Here is a 15,968-nt window from a genome sequence, read left to right on the forward strand (position 1 = left end):
TTATCATCTGTTTATCGCAATATACTCATGAAATTGACACATTTCATTTCTATATTAGAATTATGGTATAAAAACATGAGGAGGCTCACGATGGAACACAACATTTTACAAGTCATTGCATTAGCAGAAAAACTAAAATATGAAATGCGACATAGCTGGCTTTCCAACGGACGTCAAGAAAGTGTTGCCGAACATACATGGCGTATGTCTCTAATGGCCATTTTAGTTGAACCTTATTTGGATCAAAAAGTAAATATTGAGAAATTACTTAAAATGGTTATTATTCACGACCTAGTCGAAGCCGAAGCTGGTGATATCCCTGCATTTGATACGATGAATAGTCACGAATTACAGCTACAAAAACAAAAAAATGAACTAGAAGCTATTTTAAATATTAAACAAACGTTAAAAGGTTCTCTCGGTGAGGAATTATATGACTTATGGATGGAGTTTGAAGCAAAAGAAACTTACGAAGCAAAAGTTGCTAATGCACTCGATAAAATTGAGGTGAAAATCCAGCATAACGAAGCTGATATTGATACGTGGCTACCAATTGAACATAAAATGACATTCCAAGTAGCAAAGCATACAAACTTTGATTCTTTCCTATCTAAATTACAAAAAATTATTGAACAAGATGGAGAAAAGAAGTTAATTGCTGCCGGCATTGATGTTGAGGCATGCAAGCAATAATGAAATAAGACACTCAACAAGAGTGTCTTATTTCATTATTGTTGATATAGCCTGCTTATAAATAAGCTGTTGTTTTCCATCCACTAAAATTAAAACTGTAAATTTATCTACTCCAACAACTTCTCCTACTATTCTAACGCCACTCTTTAAGAAAATTGTAACTGTACCTTTTTCTTCTTTTATTTGTTTATACAATTCTTCCTGTAAATGTTCCAATTACTGTCCTCTCCTTCCTGTGAAACATCTTAATATAAAAAACTATAAATTTTTTATTTATGCACTTTGTCTTTTATATTCATAAACTTATTAATTAGTATATCTAAATCACGACTAAATAACAAAACTTTATCATGATCCAATCCGTGTCTCGCAACAAGTTGAATTAATTCTTTCTTTTTGTTTTCTATTTTATTTTGTAATTGTCCCATCTCCATCTCTATACTAAAACTCCCTTTTCCCATAATATTACTTGTAAAATTATAGTACATATTCTCTCATAAAAAAATAAAAAAATGGTTTTTTTTACAACTTTTTATTTTTCTATGCCTAAATTACAAATCATGTAAAGGTTTATTTACAAATCACTAACATACAATCCTAATGAATCTACAGGCATTTGTCTAATTATAAATGAGACTGGCTCGTTTTCTATACAAAAAACATACTGTATATAGTAGTCCATGAACCATATAGATTAACTTACTAAAAAGGAGGAAAACATATGAGTTATGGTGGAAGTTGCGCTGGTTTCGGCGGTGGATTTGCTTTGCTTATCGTACTATTCATCCTTCTAATCATCATCGGATGTAGCTGTTGGGGTGGCGGCGGATACGGATATTAATATATCCTATCCTTGACAAATGAACTAAAAACTATAGAAAAACAGCTCATATTTGAGCTGTTTTTTTCATACTTTCGTATGAATTTATATCCCTCTTATTTGCGATTTCAACTAGCAACATATTGTTTACTATGGAATAAGAAACATTTTTACTAAGGGGGATTACAATGATTAGAGGTCTTTACGAAGCACATTTACCTGTCCGCAACTTAAAAGTATCAATACCTTTTTATGAATCACTAGGGCTAAAATTATATAAAAGAGGAGATAATATTGCTTTCTTTTGGATTAAAGAAAATGAGAGTTGCCTCGGCCTTTGGGAAGGCACAGAATACAAAGTGAATTATCACCCCTCTTTACGACATATCGCCTTTCAAGTAAGTTTACATGATTTAGAAAATGCGATTCATTGGCTAAATCAAAAAGGAATTTCAGCACGAAAAGACTTTGGAATGGAACCAATTGAACCGATTGTTTTTCCGGAATTAGCACATGCAGCCGTATACTTTAACGACCCTGATGGAAATAGTTTAGAATTGATTGCACAATTACCTGTTGGACTTCCTACAGCGGAAAAATTGTATTTAAGTGAGTGGAAAGAACAAATTCAAACATCGTCATTACATAAGGAGTAATCTATTTATGTCGGTTTCTTATTCCACACTTCTTAAAACAAATAAAAACTTCAATAAACTATTTTATGGGCAAACATTAAGTGTACTTGGGGATTGGTTCCATACGGTAGCTTTATTAACATTTGTCTACAGCATAACGGAATCGCCGTTTATGATCGCACTTACTTTTATAAGTAAAAGTTTACCACAGCTTCTTCTTAGTCCATTCATAGGCGGAATTGTAGATCGTTTCTCTAAAAAGAATATTATGATTTTTACCGATATTACACGGGGAATTCTAGTCCTTACATACTTACTCGCAGGCTATAAAATTGAGATTATTTTCATTGCTAATATATGTTTATCTGTACTTGCTTGTTTATTTGAACTGGCTAAACAAGCAACCCTAAAAAATATCGTACACCAAAATCATTTCGTAACTGCTAACTCTCTTTCTAGTACAATTACTGGTTTTATGTCTATTATGGGGGCTTCTTTGGGCGGAGTAATTGCACAATCTTTACATATTGAGTTCGCTTTTTTAGTAAATAGCCTATCATACTTTCTTTCAGCCTATTTTATTTATAATATGAGTATTCCTGCTCATGATACTTGTAACAAGAACAAAGCATTTTTCACTGATATAAAAGGTGGTTATACATACATATTACAAACAAAAATCATTTTAACATTAATTCTTGTCGGCATTTCATGGGGGATTATTGGAGGCGCTTATCAACTACTTCTAACGATCTATGCCGAAAAAATTTTCCATACGAACATTGGGATTTTATATACGGTTCAAGGGGCTGGGCTTATGATAGGAAGCCTTCTCGTTAATCTTTATATATCCCATAATAAAGAAAAAATGAAAAAAGTATTCGGTTGGGCCTACTTATTACAAGGAATTTTCTTTCTCGGATTCATTCTATCCGATCAACTTATTATCGGTATCATTACTTTATTCTGTATGCGTATAGCAGGAGGAATCATGGTTCCACTTGATACGACATTACTTCAAACTTACACACACGAAAATATGATAGGTAAAGTTTTTTCATTCCATTATTCTATTTACGGATCTCTTATTCAGTTATCGATGTTTTTTACAGGAGGGCTGTTAGAAATTTTTTCTCCTCAAATGATTGGCAGTTTATTAGCTATATGTTGTATTTTTGTAAGTTTTATATGGCTGTTTTTATTTTATCGCGGGGAATTTAATGAAGAATCTCCTTCTACTTAATAGCATGTTTATAAACATGCTATTTTTATTTATGTCGAAATACAGAGGAAAAAGACGATTTATTTTCCTTATGTTCTAATTTTTTAGAATGTACAATAAATTTAGATTATAAGAAAAGGGGTGCCATAATGTTTGACGATAGACTTACTATTTCAGCTGAGCAGCAGAAGCTCATTTCCAATGCAACTCGCATTCAAATTCTTCACCTTTTAAAAGATGAAGCACTTACTGCAAAACAAGTTGCTACTAAACTAAATAAATCTGCTGGAAGCGTACATTATCACGTTCAAATTTTATATGATGGAGGGTTGCTTGAATTAGTAGAAACGAAGGAAAAACGAGGGATTATTGAAAAATATTATAAAGCAAAAGCTGCTCATTTCTATATTGAAGAAAGCGGCACAGAAGGAACGAATACAGGTAGTCATATTGTATCTCATTTATTTTTAACTCCAGAGGAATTACAACAGCTTACTTGGGAGATTACACAAGTTTTATTACGCTGGGAAAACAAAACCGCTCGTCAATCAAACTCTGAAGAGGAATACGCTATTTCCTGCAGGATTAAAAAACAATGAAAGAAAGGGCCATTTATTCATGAAAAATAAATTATTATTATTGTCGGGAACAGGAATTTCTCGTTTAGGTGATTTTATGTATCTCATCGCTCTAAACTTAATGGTGTTAAATAGCACAAACTCACCTGCTGCTGTAGCAGGATTATGGATTGTTGGTCCAATCGCCACTGTTGTTACAAAAATATGGTCTGGTAGTATAGTAGATCGATTAAACAAACGGTCCATTATGCTCATCACAGATATAATTCGAGCAGCTCTCATTGGCTGTATTCCATTATTTGATTCTATTTGGGCCATTTATATGTTCATCTTTTTAACTCGCATCGCTACATCATTTTTTGATCCAGCTTCATTTACTTATAAAACAATGCTCATACGAGCTGAAGAGCGCGCTCAATTTAATGCATGGAATAGCCTATGTACAAACGGGGCTTTTATTATCGGTCCAGCTCTTGCTGGAATACTTCTCACCACATACTCAGCAGCCTTTGTTATTTACTGCAACTCACTTTCATTTCTACTTTCTACCATTCTCATTTACTTCTTGCCAAACATTACATTACAAACAAAGCAAAACGAAGAAGTTGCAAATACTTTTGTACAAACATTACGAAGTGATTGGAAACAAGTTTTTTCGTTCGCTCGAACAGAAACGTACATTATTCTCATATTCGTTTTATTTCAAGCGACTATGCTTGTTTCTATGGCACTCGATTCACAAGAAGTTGTTTTTACGAGGCAAGTACTGTTTTTAACCGATATAGAATACAGTATGCTTGTTAGTATAACTGGCGCTGCTTACGTTTCCGGTTCATTTCTCGTCTCTCTCTTTGCCAAACGATTACCAATTCAACATTGTATCGGATTAGGTATGATTTTCACAGCAATAGGCTATGTAATTTTCGCCTTTTCAAATTCATTTATAGTCGCAGCAGGTGGTTTCATTTTACTTGGTATTTCTTCATCATTTGCTGGTACTGGCTTTATAACATTTTATCAAAATAACATCCCTATATATATGATAGGACGTATCGATAGCGTGTTTGATTCCATAAAAAATTTCATCCAAATCTTTTTCGTTTTAGCAATTGGGGCATCCGCACAATTTCTTTCCGTTCAATTTACTGTAATAAGTAGCTCGTTACTCATTCTTTTCCTTTCCTGTTTATTAGCAATCCGGGTAATGACTCCTTCACGAGAAAAATACTTTAAAACTACAGGATCATCATTAGAATATTAAATGCCACATAAAAAGCCGCTATTTGCCGTGCAGTAAGCCTCCCACTGATTAAAGTTTCACTTTATGTTAAAATATTTATTAAATTTGATTATGTAGGGGTGCTATTTTGGAAATTATATTCATTTTCATATGTATTATATTAGTAGCTTCTATTTTACAAACAAGTACAGGTTTTGGCTTTTCTATTATGGCAACACCTTTCTTACTCATGTTATTTCTACCACAAGAAGCTATACAAATAAATATCATTTTATCATTAATTATTTCCATATCACTCATTTGGAAAATAAGAATAGATATTGATTTTATACTACTGAAAAGATTAATTTTCGGAAGTATAGTTGGTGTTCCTTTTGGCATTTTCATTTTCACTTCCATTAACATCAACACTTTTAAATTAGCAATTAGCATCCTGCTTTTACTATTAACGTTGATGCTAATATGCAACTTTAAGATTAAATCAACAAAATCTAGAGATTTCTTAGTGGGCGGATTATCCGGTCTTTTAACGACAAGTATCGGTATGCCAGGACCACCCCTGTTACTTTACTTTACAGGAACTGATACGAAAAAAGAGAAATTGAGAGCAACTACTTTAGCTTTTTATCTATTTATATATTTCATTAGCCTACTAACTCAAATACTCTTTACTGGCACAAACAAAACAATTTGGGAATCAAGTTTTTACGCTATTCCAATCGTATTTCTAGGTTTGTATATAGGGCAAATTATTTTCAAATGGCTTAATCAAAGAATTTTCAAAATATTTACGTACATCCTTTTAAGTTGCACGGGTATGTATCTTCTTATTGAAAGTTTGCATTTATTATAAGTAAGTTTTTCAAAATACAAAATCATAAATAAAATACTAACCAAACGATAAAAAGCGGCTATTATGCCGCTTTTTATTTTCACATTAAATATTTTAAAACTAGAAGCCCAGCTATCGCTATTACAAACACATTGAAAAAAATCATCCAACTTTTTTCGAAATCTTTATATCTCTCTTCTTTCACTCCACATTGTTTTAGCTTTCCAATTAAAACTGTTAATTCTTGATTATACTCTTTACTTCCTAATTGTATATAATTGTTATTTATTTTAATTCCATATACATTTTTCATTTTTTTATGTTGCGAAACTGCTTGAATTGAGTTTACTAATACACTGTATTCATTTAACTTTTTAAAATAACAATCTAACGCTATAATTTGTAACCTTGTATTAGTTAAAACAATGTAATAATAAAATGTAGCACCTGTGGTTAATATATTAGGTATAACTTTAGAATTTACAAGACTTCCTTCTTCCACTAATATTTCACATTGTATTTCCTCTCCTTCTTGCAACTCTTTCCGAACTGATTCTTCCAACATTTGCACCGTTAATTTCTTCAATAACTCCCCGTTTTTCACATAATACTTATCTATATCGATAGACTCATTTGCTTCTTTCTCTAAACGTGTAATTTCTTCCTCTGAATATTGGAGCTCATTTAACATCGATAATAATCTTTTATCCATATTACACACTCCCTTTCCACAGTTTTTGAAGTTTTTTCTTCCCACGAGAAATTCGATTGTATATATAATCTGCCTTTACTTTTAATTCTTTTGCAATATCGTCAATGGAATACCCATCAACATACCTCTTTAAAAAGATATATCGATCTTTCTTATTTAAATCTTGAACAATTTCCATAATCTCTTCTTCTTGTTCTATTTCATACCTATCATGGACACTTGTATCTATTTCTACGTCCTTATCGATTTTATTCTCTTTATATACTTTCTTTTTATATTCCAATGCCTTCAATTTAGTAATACCAATCATCCAAGATTTTAAGTTTCCCTTTTCTGTATCAAATTGGTCGATATTAAACCAAATAACAGTAAATACATCGTTATAACAATCATCCACATATTGTTTTTCAGTAGGGGTACTTAATGATTTATGAATAATGTACAAAATTAATTTTCCATATTGATCAATCACTTCTTTCAAAGCATCTTGATCATGTTTTTTCATAGCTATAATTAAATCCTCTTCAGAATCGAAAATCATATGCATCTTCCTTCCTCAGTTCCCCTTTAGCAGCTGCCTTTACTTACTATTGGTATTTCATTCTCATTTTCTATCACTTTTGTAAAAATTTATTAACTTTTATTTCTATATATATGATAACAAACGAAATACCTAAGATCAGAAAGAATAGACAACTTTCTGATCTTAGGTATTTCTCCTTTCAAAAAAGGCAAACCCGCATCACAGGTTTGCCTCTTTACTCACTTCTTATTTAATCCTTTTTCACTTAAAAACTCTTTCATATGCATTCTTTTTTCTTTAGACATAAACGAACTCATTGATTCCGTCCATGTTACTTTTTTTTGATTTGATGATCTTTCTTTGTAATACGCGCTCATCGTTTCATCATATTCGTTTAATAATTCATCATATTTTTGTTCATCATATCCATTTTCATGAAGAACCGCTGCTACCGGTAAGCGTGGTTTAACTCCATGTTCTTCATCTGGTACACCGACTGTCATTCCGAATACAGGATATACTTTATCTGGTAAATGAAGCAATTCGCTCACTTCTCTCGGATTATTACGAATACCACCAATATAACAAATACCGTATCCTAATGACTCTGCTGCTAACGCTAAGTTTTGCGCAAAAAGTGAAGCATCTACCGTCGCAACGATAAAGTCTTCCACCCCTTCATGCTTTATCTCTGTACCATGTTTTTCACATGCAATTTCAAGTCGTTTTAAATCTGCACAACAAACAAAGAATGCTGCGCAGTCTTTCACATGGCGATTTCCGGATAACTCTGCTAATTTAGCCTTTAATTCCTGATTTGTTACATATATGACAGAATACGCCTGTACAAAATGTGATGAAGCCGCATGCTGTGCAGCGTGCACCATTTTTTCTACTACATCTTTCGGAATTGATTCTTCTTTATATTTACGAACTGAAACGTGTTGCTCTATCTTATGTATTATCTCATTCATGAAAATCACTCCTTTTTCTCTTCATAATGAAAAATTAACACATCTTTTTCAATATTCACAACTTATAAGCACAAAAAGAGCAATTCTTTTTGAATTGCTCTTTTTTTAAAACGTCTATGAATACGGTAAATGAAATTATATTAACGGTAATTTAAATGAAATTTTTTCTTGTCTTATTACGCCGTTTTCAAGACTTTAATACCTTTTACGATATTCCAAATGAAGTAGTAAATTCCTACAAGAATGAACACTGTATATGTGATAATCATTCCAATTCCAGCACCGTCAGATTGATTGAAACCTAAACCGTACATTCCTGATACTGCTAGTCCTCCAAATAAGATTGCGTATGGGAAAACATGTGACCAAAATGCTTTTTTCGCGTGATACTTCACTTCATCTTCTGCAATAAAGTACACGATAATTGGTAGTAAAAATGGTGCAAAAAAGATACTAAAGTAACATAACGAAGATAAAATATTATTTCCTTTCATCCGATTCACCTCTAAATAGTTTTTGTTACTTTCATTATGTCAGGAAATCATTCTAGAAACTATCGCTTTACCTTTCACTAACGTGACATATTTGTAAGATTTTCCTCAAATTAAATCCCGTCTGAAGTTTCAGACGGGATCACTTTCACTATATTCGATTCATAAACCAATACTGTGTAATGGCTAAATATTCTCGTACATTCGATGGAATGATGATTGGTTTCGGTGTTTTTGCCGGAAGACCTTCTAATTGTAAACCTTGTTTGGCAGCTATTTTTTTCGCTCTAAACATATGAAAATCGTTTGTTACGATCATACCTTTTTTCATATCGGCTGGAATTAACGGTTTTGAGAATGTAATATTCTCATCTGTACTCGTAGATTTGTCCTCCATTATAATACGGTCTTCTGCGATGTTTTGTTTTATTAGTCCTTGTTTCATTGCTAATGCTTCTGAAATGTCTTCACCTTTTCCTTGTCCTCCAGATACGATAGCGATTGTTTTCTCATGTGATTTTAAATATTCAGCTGCTTTATCAATACGATATTGCAATGAATAAGATGGTTTCGTTCCATTTACTTTCGATCCTAGTACAATTATGTACTCAGCATCGTCACTTGCATTCATATGTCCATGCTTATAAATGTGATATTGTAAAAACCCCGCATATACGGCGCAAATCATTATAACAACTAAAATACACTTTATTATTTTCTTCTTTCTCATACTCATATACTCCTATTTTCTTTTACTTCCTTCATGATAATATCCATTTATTTGTTTGTATACAGACAAATTCCAATAAACCCTAAATTATCCTCTGAAAGGTAATATTTATATTACTTTCGGGAATAGTAAGTACAACTTTACACCAAGGAGTGTCTCTATTGCTTCTCTTTTTATGTAACGTGTCGTTCTTTTTCATCTTATTTTTACTATCGCTTAAGTTACTCGGTAAATCCGCGTTAGCACAACTAACTCCTCATGATTTTGGGGCTATAATCTTTTTATCTTATTTAGCTTTCCAGGCCATACCCGTCTCTGGTGCTTTACAAGCATTTCTCGGTATGGTTGTTATTACATGTTTACATTTACTCCTTACAAAATTAAGCCTATTCAACAAACTAAATCGTTTTATTCTCGGACACCCTATCATTTTAATTAAACATGGTGATATTATTTTTGAGAACTTACAAAAAAGTAGATATCCCATTGCCGAACTACTTTCTAATCTTCGCGTTGCAGGATATCCGAGTGTTCATGAAATTGAATACGCCATTTTAGAAGCGAACGGAGCTATTAGTATTTTACCAAAAAGAGAACTTGTACCATTAACTCCAAAAGATTTAAACATAGATGTTAAGTATGCTGGATTACCAATTGCACTTATCGTCGATTCACAAATTCAATACGATAACTTAAAGTTAATCCATAAAGATGAAAAATGGTTATATAAAGAATTAAAAGAAAAAGGAATTACAAATATTAAAAACGTTGCTTTCGCTTCTGTTCAAGAAACGGATGGATCTTTTGCGATTAGTTTAAAGGAATAAAAAAATCCCCTTAATTGCTTAAGGGGATTTTCTTCATCATATCGCTTCTTTCTCTCCTGCCATATTTAATGGAACAGGATGTTTCATACGATTCATCGTAAATACGATAATTGCTGTCATTACTTCAGCAACTGGCATAACGAGCCAAATTCCGTTTATCCCAAATAATTTCGGCATAATCCATAACAATGGAATGATAAATAGTAACCCTCGGCTCATTATAATCAGTACTGATTTCTTCGTTTGTCGCACTGATTGGAAGTACTCTCCATACACAATGTTATAGCCTAAAAATACGTATTGAATAAAGAATAAGCTAATACCCGTTAATGTTAACTCCAATAATTCTGGAGATTGGACATCAAATAGACCAATGATATATTTCCCGAAGAATAATCCGACAATTATCGCAATGCCCCCAAGTACAACAGCAATTTTCACAGCAAACTGCAATCCTTCACGCAATCTTTCTGATAAGTTTGCCCCGTAATGGAAACTAGCAATCGGTTGCAATGCAGCACCTACACCGAAGAATAGTAGTAATGCCATTGCATGAATACTATTCACCATCGCATAGGAAGCTACTCCTACTTCTCCTGCATATTGGACGAATGCGATATTAAAACCAATCGTTACGATTGCAACCGTACTTTCTGCTGTAAAACTTGGGAAACCAATCACCATAATTTGTTTGACAGTATCCCATTCAAAATGGAATTTCGTCCATTTTAAAATACTACTTTTTCTAAAGAAATGAGTTAATAATACAAGGAAACCAATCGCTGCCGAAAGAATAGTCGCTGAAGCAGCACCTGTTACCCCCCATCCAAAGATAAAAATAAAGATATAGTCAAATACTATATTTAATACAGCCGTTACAACAAGACCTGCCATTGCTAAATTAGGATTTCCATCATTTCGTATAAATGTACTTAAAATATTTTCTAAAACGTATATCATTCCAAATGTTAATAATACGTGTAAATAGTCTAACGCATATGGTAAAATCACTTCATTTGCACCAAATAAGTACGCTAAATCTTCTATTCTCCATAAACAAATAGCCGCTAAAACACCTACGATAACAACTGCTACCGTCATGGATTGAGTAAAAATAGACCTTGCTCTTTCTCGTTTATTTTCACCTAATGCAATGGAATATAACGTTGCCCCGCCCATTCCGATCCATAATGAAATAGAGAAAAAAATCGAAAACGCTGGAATAGCCACGTTTACTCCTGCTAAACCGTTCGCCCCAACTCCTCTACTAATCATGACCGCATCAATTACAATATTAACTGACATTAATACCATTCCTAGAACAGCTGGTATTAAATAAGAAATAAATAAACTTTTTATCGGTTTTTCTCTTAATTTTTCTGTTGCTTCCATACTCTAATATGCTCCTTTTTTCAACTCTCTTTCCTCAGTTTAAACCTTCAAGTAACTTGAAGGTCAATAGGGAATTAAAAAATAGGTAACTTAATTATCGCGTTTGATGCTCATTTGTAATTATACGAGTCCTATAACTTATTGCTTGGTTTTTTCATTATAGGAATTTGAATTTCTGTTACTTGCTCCTCTGGATTTTCTGTTACAGACCAATCAATTAATGCAATCTCAATCGAATCTCCGTCTATTTCATATCCTTCTTGATCAATATATTTTATTAATTTCTTATATGTTTCATCAGTTTCTTCATATGGCCCGTGGTGATATACACAGGCAAATATACCTGCTTTAATTTCATCTGAACTATTCACTTGAAAGGGCATGTAATCCAAAAGAATGAAAACACTACTATATGCTTGAAACTCATTTTGCATTAATCCTTTTTTCGCAACAGTTACACCAATATCTCCAGAAAATAAACTATCATCCATTTGCCTCATATTTTTTTGCAACGAATGGATGTAGTACTCAAACATATCATCCGTCGTATTTGGAGCAACCGCAATTGCTGTAATTTTCCGCTGCGGAATCTCTTTAATTACCATTTGTTCAGCTTTTGCTTTTGTTGCTTCCTTAATTAAATGAATTCTATGTTCCATTTTTGCTAAGGCATATTCAATTTCTCTTTGTTTCTTCAGCATCATTTCTTGTTGTTTTTCCAGTAAATTGAGTGCGTATGTTGGATTTCTTTCATCAATATATTTCTTAATTTCCTTTAACGGAATATTTAACTGGCGTAAAAATTTAATCGTATCTAACAGTGAAAATTGATCGATTGTATAATAACGATAATTCGTTTGAGAATCAACAATGGACGGATGAAAAATTCCTTTTTCATCATAATACCTCAATGTAGATTCTGCGATATTATGCATTTTTGCCATTTCTCCAATTGTAAAGCGTTTATTTAATAACATGTTTCCTTCTCCAATTCATTAAAAATATTGCCTTATTTCTTCTTATTATATAGCCATTCCCTTCATACCTAAATCAAATTCCATCATGAAAATCTGCTATTTTTTCATTGATTTTTAATAAATTTTATTATATATTAATTACAGGTTCAAATTACGAGTTCAAAAGAACTTGTAATCAGACCCTTTTGTTTAATGGGTTTTACATATTTTCATTAGGCAAATTCCGAGAAATCGTATGATAAAATTAAAAATGACGAGGAGAGGATCAGATGGAATTCGAATTTTTCTTTCAAATTGCACTTATTTTATTAAGTACAAAGCTTGCTGGTGATCTTAGTGTTAGATTAGGTCAACCTTCTGTACTAGGTAAATTAATTGTCGGTATCGTTATCGGTCCAGCTGTATTAGGTTGGATTGAAAATTCAGAGCTTCTAACTCAATTAAGTAATGTCGGGGTTATTCTTTTAATGTTTATGGCTGGACTTGAAACAGACTTAGAAGAATTAAACGCAAATCGTAATTCTTCTTTAGCAGTTGCACTCGGAGGTATCATTCTTCCATTCGTAGGTGGTTACGTTTCCGGTCTTGTGATGGGAATGGAACAAGGAAACGCTGTATTCTTAGGATTACTTCTATGTGCGACAAGTGTTAGTATTTCCGTACAAACACTTCGTGATTTAGGTAAAATGAAAACACGTGAAAGTACGACGATGCTTGGAGCCGCTGTATTTGATGACATTCTTGTTGTTATTTTATTAGCATTTGCAATGAGCTTCTTAGGCACAGACGATGTTAACTTAACAATGGTTATCTTGAAGAAAGTTGTATTCTTCGCTTCTATTATTTTAATCGGATGGAAAGGTGTTCCTGCCATTATGCGCTGGTTATCACCACTACGCGTATCTGAGTCTATCGTGAGCGCGGCTCTTATCATCTGTTTCTCATTCGCATATTTCGGCGAATTATTAGGAATTGCTGGTATTATCGGTGCTTTCGCAGCTGGTATTGCTATTTCTCAAACGAACTACAAACATGAAGTAGAAAAGAAAGTAGAACCAATCGCTTACGCTATGTTCGTTCCAGTATTCTTCGTTAGTATCGGTATGAATATTACATTTGACGGTATCGGCAATCAAATTTGGTTCATCTTAGCATTAACTGTTATCGCTGTATTAACGAAATTAATCGGCTGTGGATTCGGTGCACGAATGACTGGATTTGACGCTAAGTCTTCTGCAATTATCGGTGCTGGAATGGTTTCTCGTGGTGAAGTTGCACTTATCATCGCAGGAACAGGACTTTCTTCAGGTCTATTGGCACAAGATTACTTTACAGCTATCGTTATTGTCGTTATTTTAACTACAATGATTACACCACCAATGTTAAAATACACTTTTGGTGCAAAAGATAAAGTAATGAAAGCAAGTAAATAAGTTTACTATAATAGAAGGAGATTGCTATTTTATAAGATAGCAATCTCCTTTTTGTTTTATCTTTAAACGATCCCGTTCTTTTTTAACCATTTTTCAAAAATAATTCGTGCTTCATCATCATCAATATCATTCCCAAATGAATACACCATAATGCCATAATCATCTATATATTTACCTAGCTTCATTCCCTCCACTTTCTTATAAAAATCGTCTGCCTCATAGTGCGGAATATAAGCATCCCAAACTGGTTCATTTATTCTTTTGTACGCCGTCACTTCTAAATCATATCCGTCTTCATAATATCCGATGTGATAATGTTTGTTAGGATCATATTTCTCCATTAAAAGTCCCCTCCTACTAAAAAACAAAAGCGAGCCTTATATTACAGCTCGCTCCTCTCTCTATTTATTAAATACGTTCCATCGCCGTCTTCAAAGTTCCAACAACAAAGGCAATTTCTTCACTTGAAATAATAAGCGGCGGCGCTAATGTTAAAACGTTATTATATCCTGCTGTTGTCATACCGTTTCGTCCTATAATTAAGCCCTTTTCTTTACAAGCATTTACGACACTTGCTATTTTATCATTATCAATTGGCTCTTTCGTCTCTTTATCATTTACTAATTCAATCCCAACTAATAGACCTTTTCCTCTAATATTCCCAACAAGTGGATGTTCCCCAATTTCATCTTTTAGTTGCTCTAATAAAAGGGAACCCATTTGTGCAGATCGCTCAATTAAATTTTCATTTTCCATAATCTCTAAATTTTTAAGTGCTAATGCACAAGCTGCTGGATTCCCACCAAATGTATTAATATGGCGGAAAAATTCATATTCTCCTTTACCTTTAAAAGCCTCATATATTTCTTTTTTCACAGCTGTTGCAGATAATGGTAAATATGCGCTCGTAATACCTTTTGCCATTGTAATAATATCTGGCTTCACATCATAATTCATAAATCCGAATGCTTTTCCTGTACGCCCAAAACCGCAAATCACTTCATCACTAATAAGCAAGGCACCGTGTTTTTGACACGTCTCATGAACAGCTTTCATATAGTCTTGTGGTGGCATTAATATGCCCCCGCCTGTAATAATAGGTTCCATAATAAACGCAGCAATTGTTTCACTTAATTCCCACGTCATAACACGATCGACTTCTTTCACACATTCTACATCATAAATATGCTGCCCTTCAATTTCAGGCATACGATAACAATCCGGTGGTGTTACATGTAAAAAACCTGAAGCAAACGGCTCATATTGATATCTACGCTGCGCTTGTCCCGTCGCTGCCATTGTCGCCATTGTATTCCCGTGATACCCACGATAACGTGACATAAATTTATAACGATGTGGTTCACCTTTTTGAGCATAGTATTGTCTTGCTATTTTAAAAGCTGTTTCGTTCGCTTCTGAACCACTATTTGAGAAGAAAATAACATACTCTCCCCCAAGCCACTCATTTAACTTTTCAGCAAGCTTTATAGCTGGCTCATGGGATTGTGACATTGGAAAGTATGATAATGTTTGTAATTGCTTATAAGCCGCTTCTGCGAGCTCTTTTCTTCCATATCCACTATTCACACACCAAAGGCCACTCATACCATCTAAATATCTTTTTCCTTGTATATCTTCAACCCAGCACCCTTCAGCTTTTGCCCCTACCATTGTACTATTTGGACTAAAGGGACGCATTCCATGCCAAACATATTGCTCATCTTTTGCTAATAATTCATCAGTTTGCTTCGTTTTCATCATTACTTCCACCTTCCATAACAACTTATTTTTCACAAAAGCTGCGCTGGTGCCATGATGACTTAAATTTCTCCCTGCTATTTTCATTCCACAAAATTAAGACAAATCCTACTTACAAATCAGTAATATTT

Annotated in this window: 20 protein-coding genes; 9 read left to right on the plus strand and 11 right to left on the minus strand. The window is 33.3% G+C overall.

The genetic code is table 11. From position 1 onward, the window contains the following. Window positions 1-90 precede the first annotated feature (90 nt). Window positions 91-693 carry an HD domain-containing protein gene (locus AC1Q8L_RS04085; protein ID WP_000400761.1) on the plus strand — a complete coding sequence of 201 codons (603 nt, stop codon included), beginning with the start codon at window positions 91-93 and terminating at the stop codon, window positions 691-693. A 27-nt stretch (window positions 694-720) separates the two neighbouring features. Here AC1Q8L_RS04085 and hfq read toward each other — a convergent pair whose 3' ends face one another. Both hfq and AC1Q8L_RS04095 read right to left on the minus strand, forming a co-directional pair. Beyond that, window positions 721-909 carry an RNA chaperone Hfq gene (gene hfq / locus AC1Q8L_RS04090; RefSeq protein WP_000400665.1) on the minus strand — a complete coding sequence of 63 codons (189 nt, stop codon included), beginning with the start codon at window positions 907-909 and terminating at the stop codon, window positions 721-723. Between the two features lie 53 nt (window positions 910-962). Then, on the minus strand, window positions 963-1,181 hold the full coding sequence (locus tag AC1Q8L_RS04095; RefSeq protein ID WP_000291691.1) for an aspartyl-phosphate phosphatase Spo0E family protein: 219 nt from the start codon (window positions 1,179-1,181) through the stop codon (window positions 963-965). Window positions 1,182-1,414: 233 nt separating this feature from the next. On the opposite strand from AC1Q8L_RS04095, the gene AC1Q8L_RS04100 reads away from it, so the two are divergent. The 6 genes from AC1Q8L_RS04100 to AC1Q8L_RS04125 all read left to right on the plus strand — a co-directional run bounded on the left by AC1Q8L_RS04100 (window position 1,415) and on the right by AC1Q8L_RS04125 (window position 6,041). Continuing rightward, window positions 1,415-1,534 carry a YjcZ family sporulation protein gene (locus AC1Q8L_RS04100; protein ID WP_000120179.1) on the plus strand — a complete coding sequence of 40 codons (120 nt, stop codon included), beginning with the start codon at window positions 1,415-1,417 and terminating at the stop codon, window positions 1,532-1,534. 167 nt (window positions 1,535-1,701) lie between these two features. Continuing rightward, the gene (locus AC1Q8L_RS04105) at window positions 1,702-2,169 is read left to right on the plus strand and encodes a VOC family protein (RefSeq protein WP_086387229.1); all 468 of its coding nucleotides are present in this window, start codon (window positions 1,702-1,704) and stop codon (window positions 2,167-2,169) included. A gap of 7 nt (window positions 2,170-2,176) precedes the next feature. After that, a complete protein-coding gene (locus AC1Q8L_RS04110; protein ID WP_086387228.1) occupies window positions 2,177-3,391 on the plus strand; it encodes an MFS transporter in 1,215 nt (404 codons plus the stop codon). A 128-nt stretch (window positions 3,392-3,519) separates the two neighbouring features. Continuing rightward, window positions 3,520-3,969, plus strand: a complete 450-nt coding sequence (locus AC1Q8L_RS04115) for an ArsR/SmtB family transcription factor (protein WP_000459089.1) — start codon at window positions 3,520-3,522, stop codon at window positions 3,967-3,969. Window positions 3,970-3,988: 19 nt separating this feature from the next. Continuing rightward, complete coding sequence (locus tag AC1Q8L_RS04120; protein ID WP_000791674.1) at window positions 3,989-5,209, plus strand: MFS transporter; 1,221 nt, start codon at window positions 3,989-3,991, stop codon at window positions 5,207-5,209. A 106-nt stretch (window positions 5,210-5,315) separates the two neighbouring features. Beyond that, window positions 5,316-6,041 carry a sulfite exporter TauE/SafE family protein gene (locus tag AC1Q8L_RS04125; RefSeq protein ID WP_000402526.1) on the plus strand — a complete coding sequence of 242 codons (726 nt, stop codon included), beginning with the start codon at window positions 5,316-5,318 and terminating at the stop codon, window positions 6,039-6,041. 79 nt (window positions 6,042-6,120) lie between these two features. Here the strand turns inward: AC1Q8L_RS04125 and AC1Q8L_RS04130 are convergent, their stop codons facing one another. From AC1Q8L_RS04130 to AC1Q8L_RS04150, 5 genes are all read right to left on the minus strand, one after another. Then, on the minus strand, window positions 6,121-6,732 hold the full coding sequence (locus tag AC1Q8L_RS04130; protein ID WP_000361351.1) for a flagellar motor switch protein FliG: 612 nt from the start codon (window positions 6,730-6,732) through the stop codon (window positions 6,121-6,123). 1 nt (window position 6,733) lies between these two features. Further along, the gene (locus AC1Q8L_RS04135; RefSeq protein ID WP_002153170.1) at window positions 6,734-7,279 is read right to left on the minus strand and encodes a sigma-70 family RNA polymerase sigma factor; all 546 of its coding nucleotides are present in this window, start codon (window positions 7,277-7,279) and stop codon (window positions 6,734-6,736) included. Window positions 7,280-7,494: 215 nt separating this feature from the next. After that, window positions 7,495-8,229, minus strand: coding sequence for an oxygen-insensitive NADPH nitroreductase (nfsA, locus tag AC1Q8L_RS04140; protein ID WP_001002380.1), 735 nt, complete (start codon window positions 8,227-8,229; stop codon window positions 7,495-7,497). Window positions 8,230-8,405: 176 nt separating this feature from the next. Continuing rightward, the gene (locus AC1Q8L_RS04145; RefSeq protein WP_000678035.1) at window positions 8,406-8,723 is read right to left on the minus strand and encodes a magnetosome magnetite crystal formation protein family; all 318 of its coding nucleotides are present in this window, start codon (window positions 8,721-8,723) and stop codon (window positions 8,406-8,408) included. A gap of 148 nt (window positions 8,724-8,871) precedes the next feature. Next, entirely contained in the window at window positions 8,872-9,450 is a 579-nt protein-coding gene (locus tag AC1Q8L_RS04150; RefSeq protein ID WP_001227657.1) for a YdcF family protein, read from the minus strand. A gap of 161 nt (window positions 9,451-9,611) precedes the next feature. On the opposite strand from AC1Q8L_RS04150, the gene AC1Q8L_RS04155 reads away from it, so the two are divergent. Further along, entirely contained in the window at window positions 9,612-10,277 is a 666-nt protein-coding gene (locus AC1Q8L_RS04155; RefSeq protein WP_000923922.1) for a DUF421 domain-containing protein, read from the plus strand. A 36-nt stretch (window positions 10,278-10,313) separates the two neighbouring features. Here AC1Q8L_RS04155 and AC1Q8L_RS04160 read toward each other — a convergent pair whose 3' ends face one another. Continuing rightward, entirely contained in the window at window positions 10,314-11,669 is a 1,356-nt protein-coding gene (locus tag AC1Q8L_RS04160) for an MATE family efflux transporter (RefSeq protein ID WP_000388396.1), read from the minus strand. A 131-nt stretch (window positions 11,670-11,800) separates the two neighbouring features. Beyond that, window positions 11,801-12,646, minus strand: coding sequence for a MerR family transcriptional regulator (locus tag AC1Q8L_RS04165; RefSeq protein WP_000925943.1), 846 nt, complete (start codon window positions 12,644-12,646; stop codon window positions 11,801-11,803). A 269-nt stretch (window positions 12,647-12,915) separates the two neighbouring features. Here AC1Q8L_RS04165 and AC1Q8L_RS04170 point away from each other — a divergent pair, with 269 nt between their 5' ends. Beyond that, window positions 12,916-14,079 (plus strand): cation:proton antiporter, encoded by a 1,164-nt coding sequence (locus tag AC1Q8L_RS04170; protein WP_000393902.1) that lies wholly within the window; start codon window positions 12,916-12,918, stop codon window positions 14,077-14,079. A 62-nt stretch (window positions 14,080-14,141) separates the two neighbouring features. On the opposite strand, the gene AC1Q8L_RS04175 is transcribed toward AC1Q8L_RS04170, so the two are convergent. After that, entirely contained in the window at window positions 14,142-14,420 is a 279-nt protein-coding gene (locus AC1Q8L_RS04175; protein WP_000417068.1) for a DUF3986 family protein, read from the minus strand. Between the two features lie 67 nt (window positions 14,421-14,487). Next, window positions 14,488-15,837 carry an aspartate aminotransferase family protein gene (locus AC1Q8L_RS04180; RefSeq protein ID WP_000850960.1) on the minus strand — a complete coding sequence of 450 codons (1,350 nt, stop codon included), beginning with the start codon at window positions 15,835-15,837 and terminating at the stop codon, window positions 14,488-14,490. Window positions 15,838-15,968 lie beyond the last annotated feature (131 nt).

The organism is Bacillus sp. GW823-FHT06A11, assembly GCF_058795355.1.

What these genes read in the sequence shown, in the direction of transcription:
- AC1Q8L_RS04170 (WP_000393902.1), top strand. Translation starts at nt 12,916, where the DNA reads ATGGAATTCGAATTTTTCTTTCAAATTGCACTTATTTTATTAAGTACA.
- AC1Q8L_RS04160 (WP_000388396.1), bottom strand. Translation starts at nt 11,669, where the DNA reads ATGGAAGCAACAGAAAAATTAAGAGAAAAACCGATAAAAAGTTTATTT.
- AC1Q8L_RS04145 (WP_000678035.1), bottom strand. Translation starts at nt 8,723, where the DNA reads ATGAAAGGAAATAATATTTTATCTTCGTTATGTTACTTTAGTATCTTT.
- AC1Q8L_RS04175 (WP_000417068.1), bottom strand. Translation starts at nt 14,420, where the DNA reads ATGGAGAAATATGATCCTAACAAACATTATCACATCGGATATTATGAA.
- AC1Q8L_RS04115 (WP_000459089.1), top strand. Translation starts at nt 3,520, where the DNA reads ATGTTTGACGATAGACTTACTATTTCAGCTGAGCAGCAGAAGCTCATT.
- AC1Q8L_RS04085 (WP_000400761.1), top strand. Translation starts at nt 91, where the DNA reads ATGGAACACAACATTTTACAAGTCATTGCATTAGCAGAAAAACTAAAA.
- nfsA (WP_001002380.1), bottom strand. Translation starts at nt 8,229, where the DNA reads ATGAATGAGATAATACATAAGATAGAGCAACACGTTTCAGTTCGTAAA.
- AC1Q8L_RS04120 (WP_000791674.1), top strand. Translation starts at nt 3,989, where the DNA reads ATGAAAAATAAATTATTATTATTGTCGGGAACAGGAATTTCTCGTTTA.
- AC1Q8L_RS04105 (WP_086387229.1), top strand. Translation starts at nt 1,702, where the DNA reads ATGATTAGAGGTCTTTACGAAGCACATTTACCTGTCCGCAACTTAAAA.
- AC1Q8L_RS04165 (WP_000925943.1), bottom strand. Translation starts at nt 12,646, where the DNA reads ATGTTATTAAATAAACGCTTTACAATTGGAGAAATGGCAAAAATGCAT.
- AC1Q8L_RS04180 (WP_000850960.1), bottom strand. Translation starts at nt 15,837, where the DNA reads ATGAAAACGAAGCAAACTGATGAATTATTAGCAAAAGATGAGCAATAT.
- AC1Q8L_RS04150 (WP_001227657.1), bottom strand. Translation starts at nt 9,450, where the DNA reads ATGAGAAAGAAGAAAATAATAAAGTGTATTTTAGTTGTTATAATGATT.
- AC1Q8L_RS04100 (WP_000120179.1), top strand. Translation starts at nt 1,415, where the DNA reads ATGAGTTATGGTGGAAGTTGCGCTGGTTTCGGCGGTGGATTTGCTTTG.
- AC1Q8L_RS04110 (WP_086387228.1), top strand. Translation starts at nt 2,177, where the DNA reads ATGTCGGTTTCTTATTCCACACTTCTTAAAACAAATAAAAACTTCAAT.
- AC1Q8L_RS04130 (WP_000361351.1), bottom strand. Translation starts at nt 6,732, where the DNA reads ATGGATAAAAGATTATTATCGATGTTAAATGAGCTCCAATATTCAGAG.
- AC1Q8L_RS04095 (WP_000291691.1), bottom strand. Translation starts at nt 1,181, where the DNA reads ATGTACTATAATTTTACAAGTAATATTATGGGAAAAGGGAGTTTTAGT.
- AC1Q8L_RS04135 (WP_002153170.1), bottom strand. Translation starts at nt 7,279, where the DNA reads ATGCATATGATTTTCGATTCTGAAGAGGATTTAATTATAGCTATGAAA.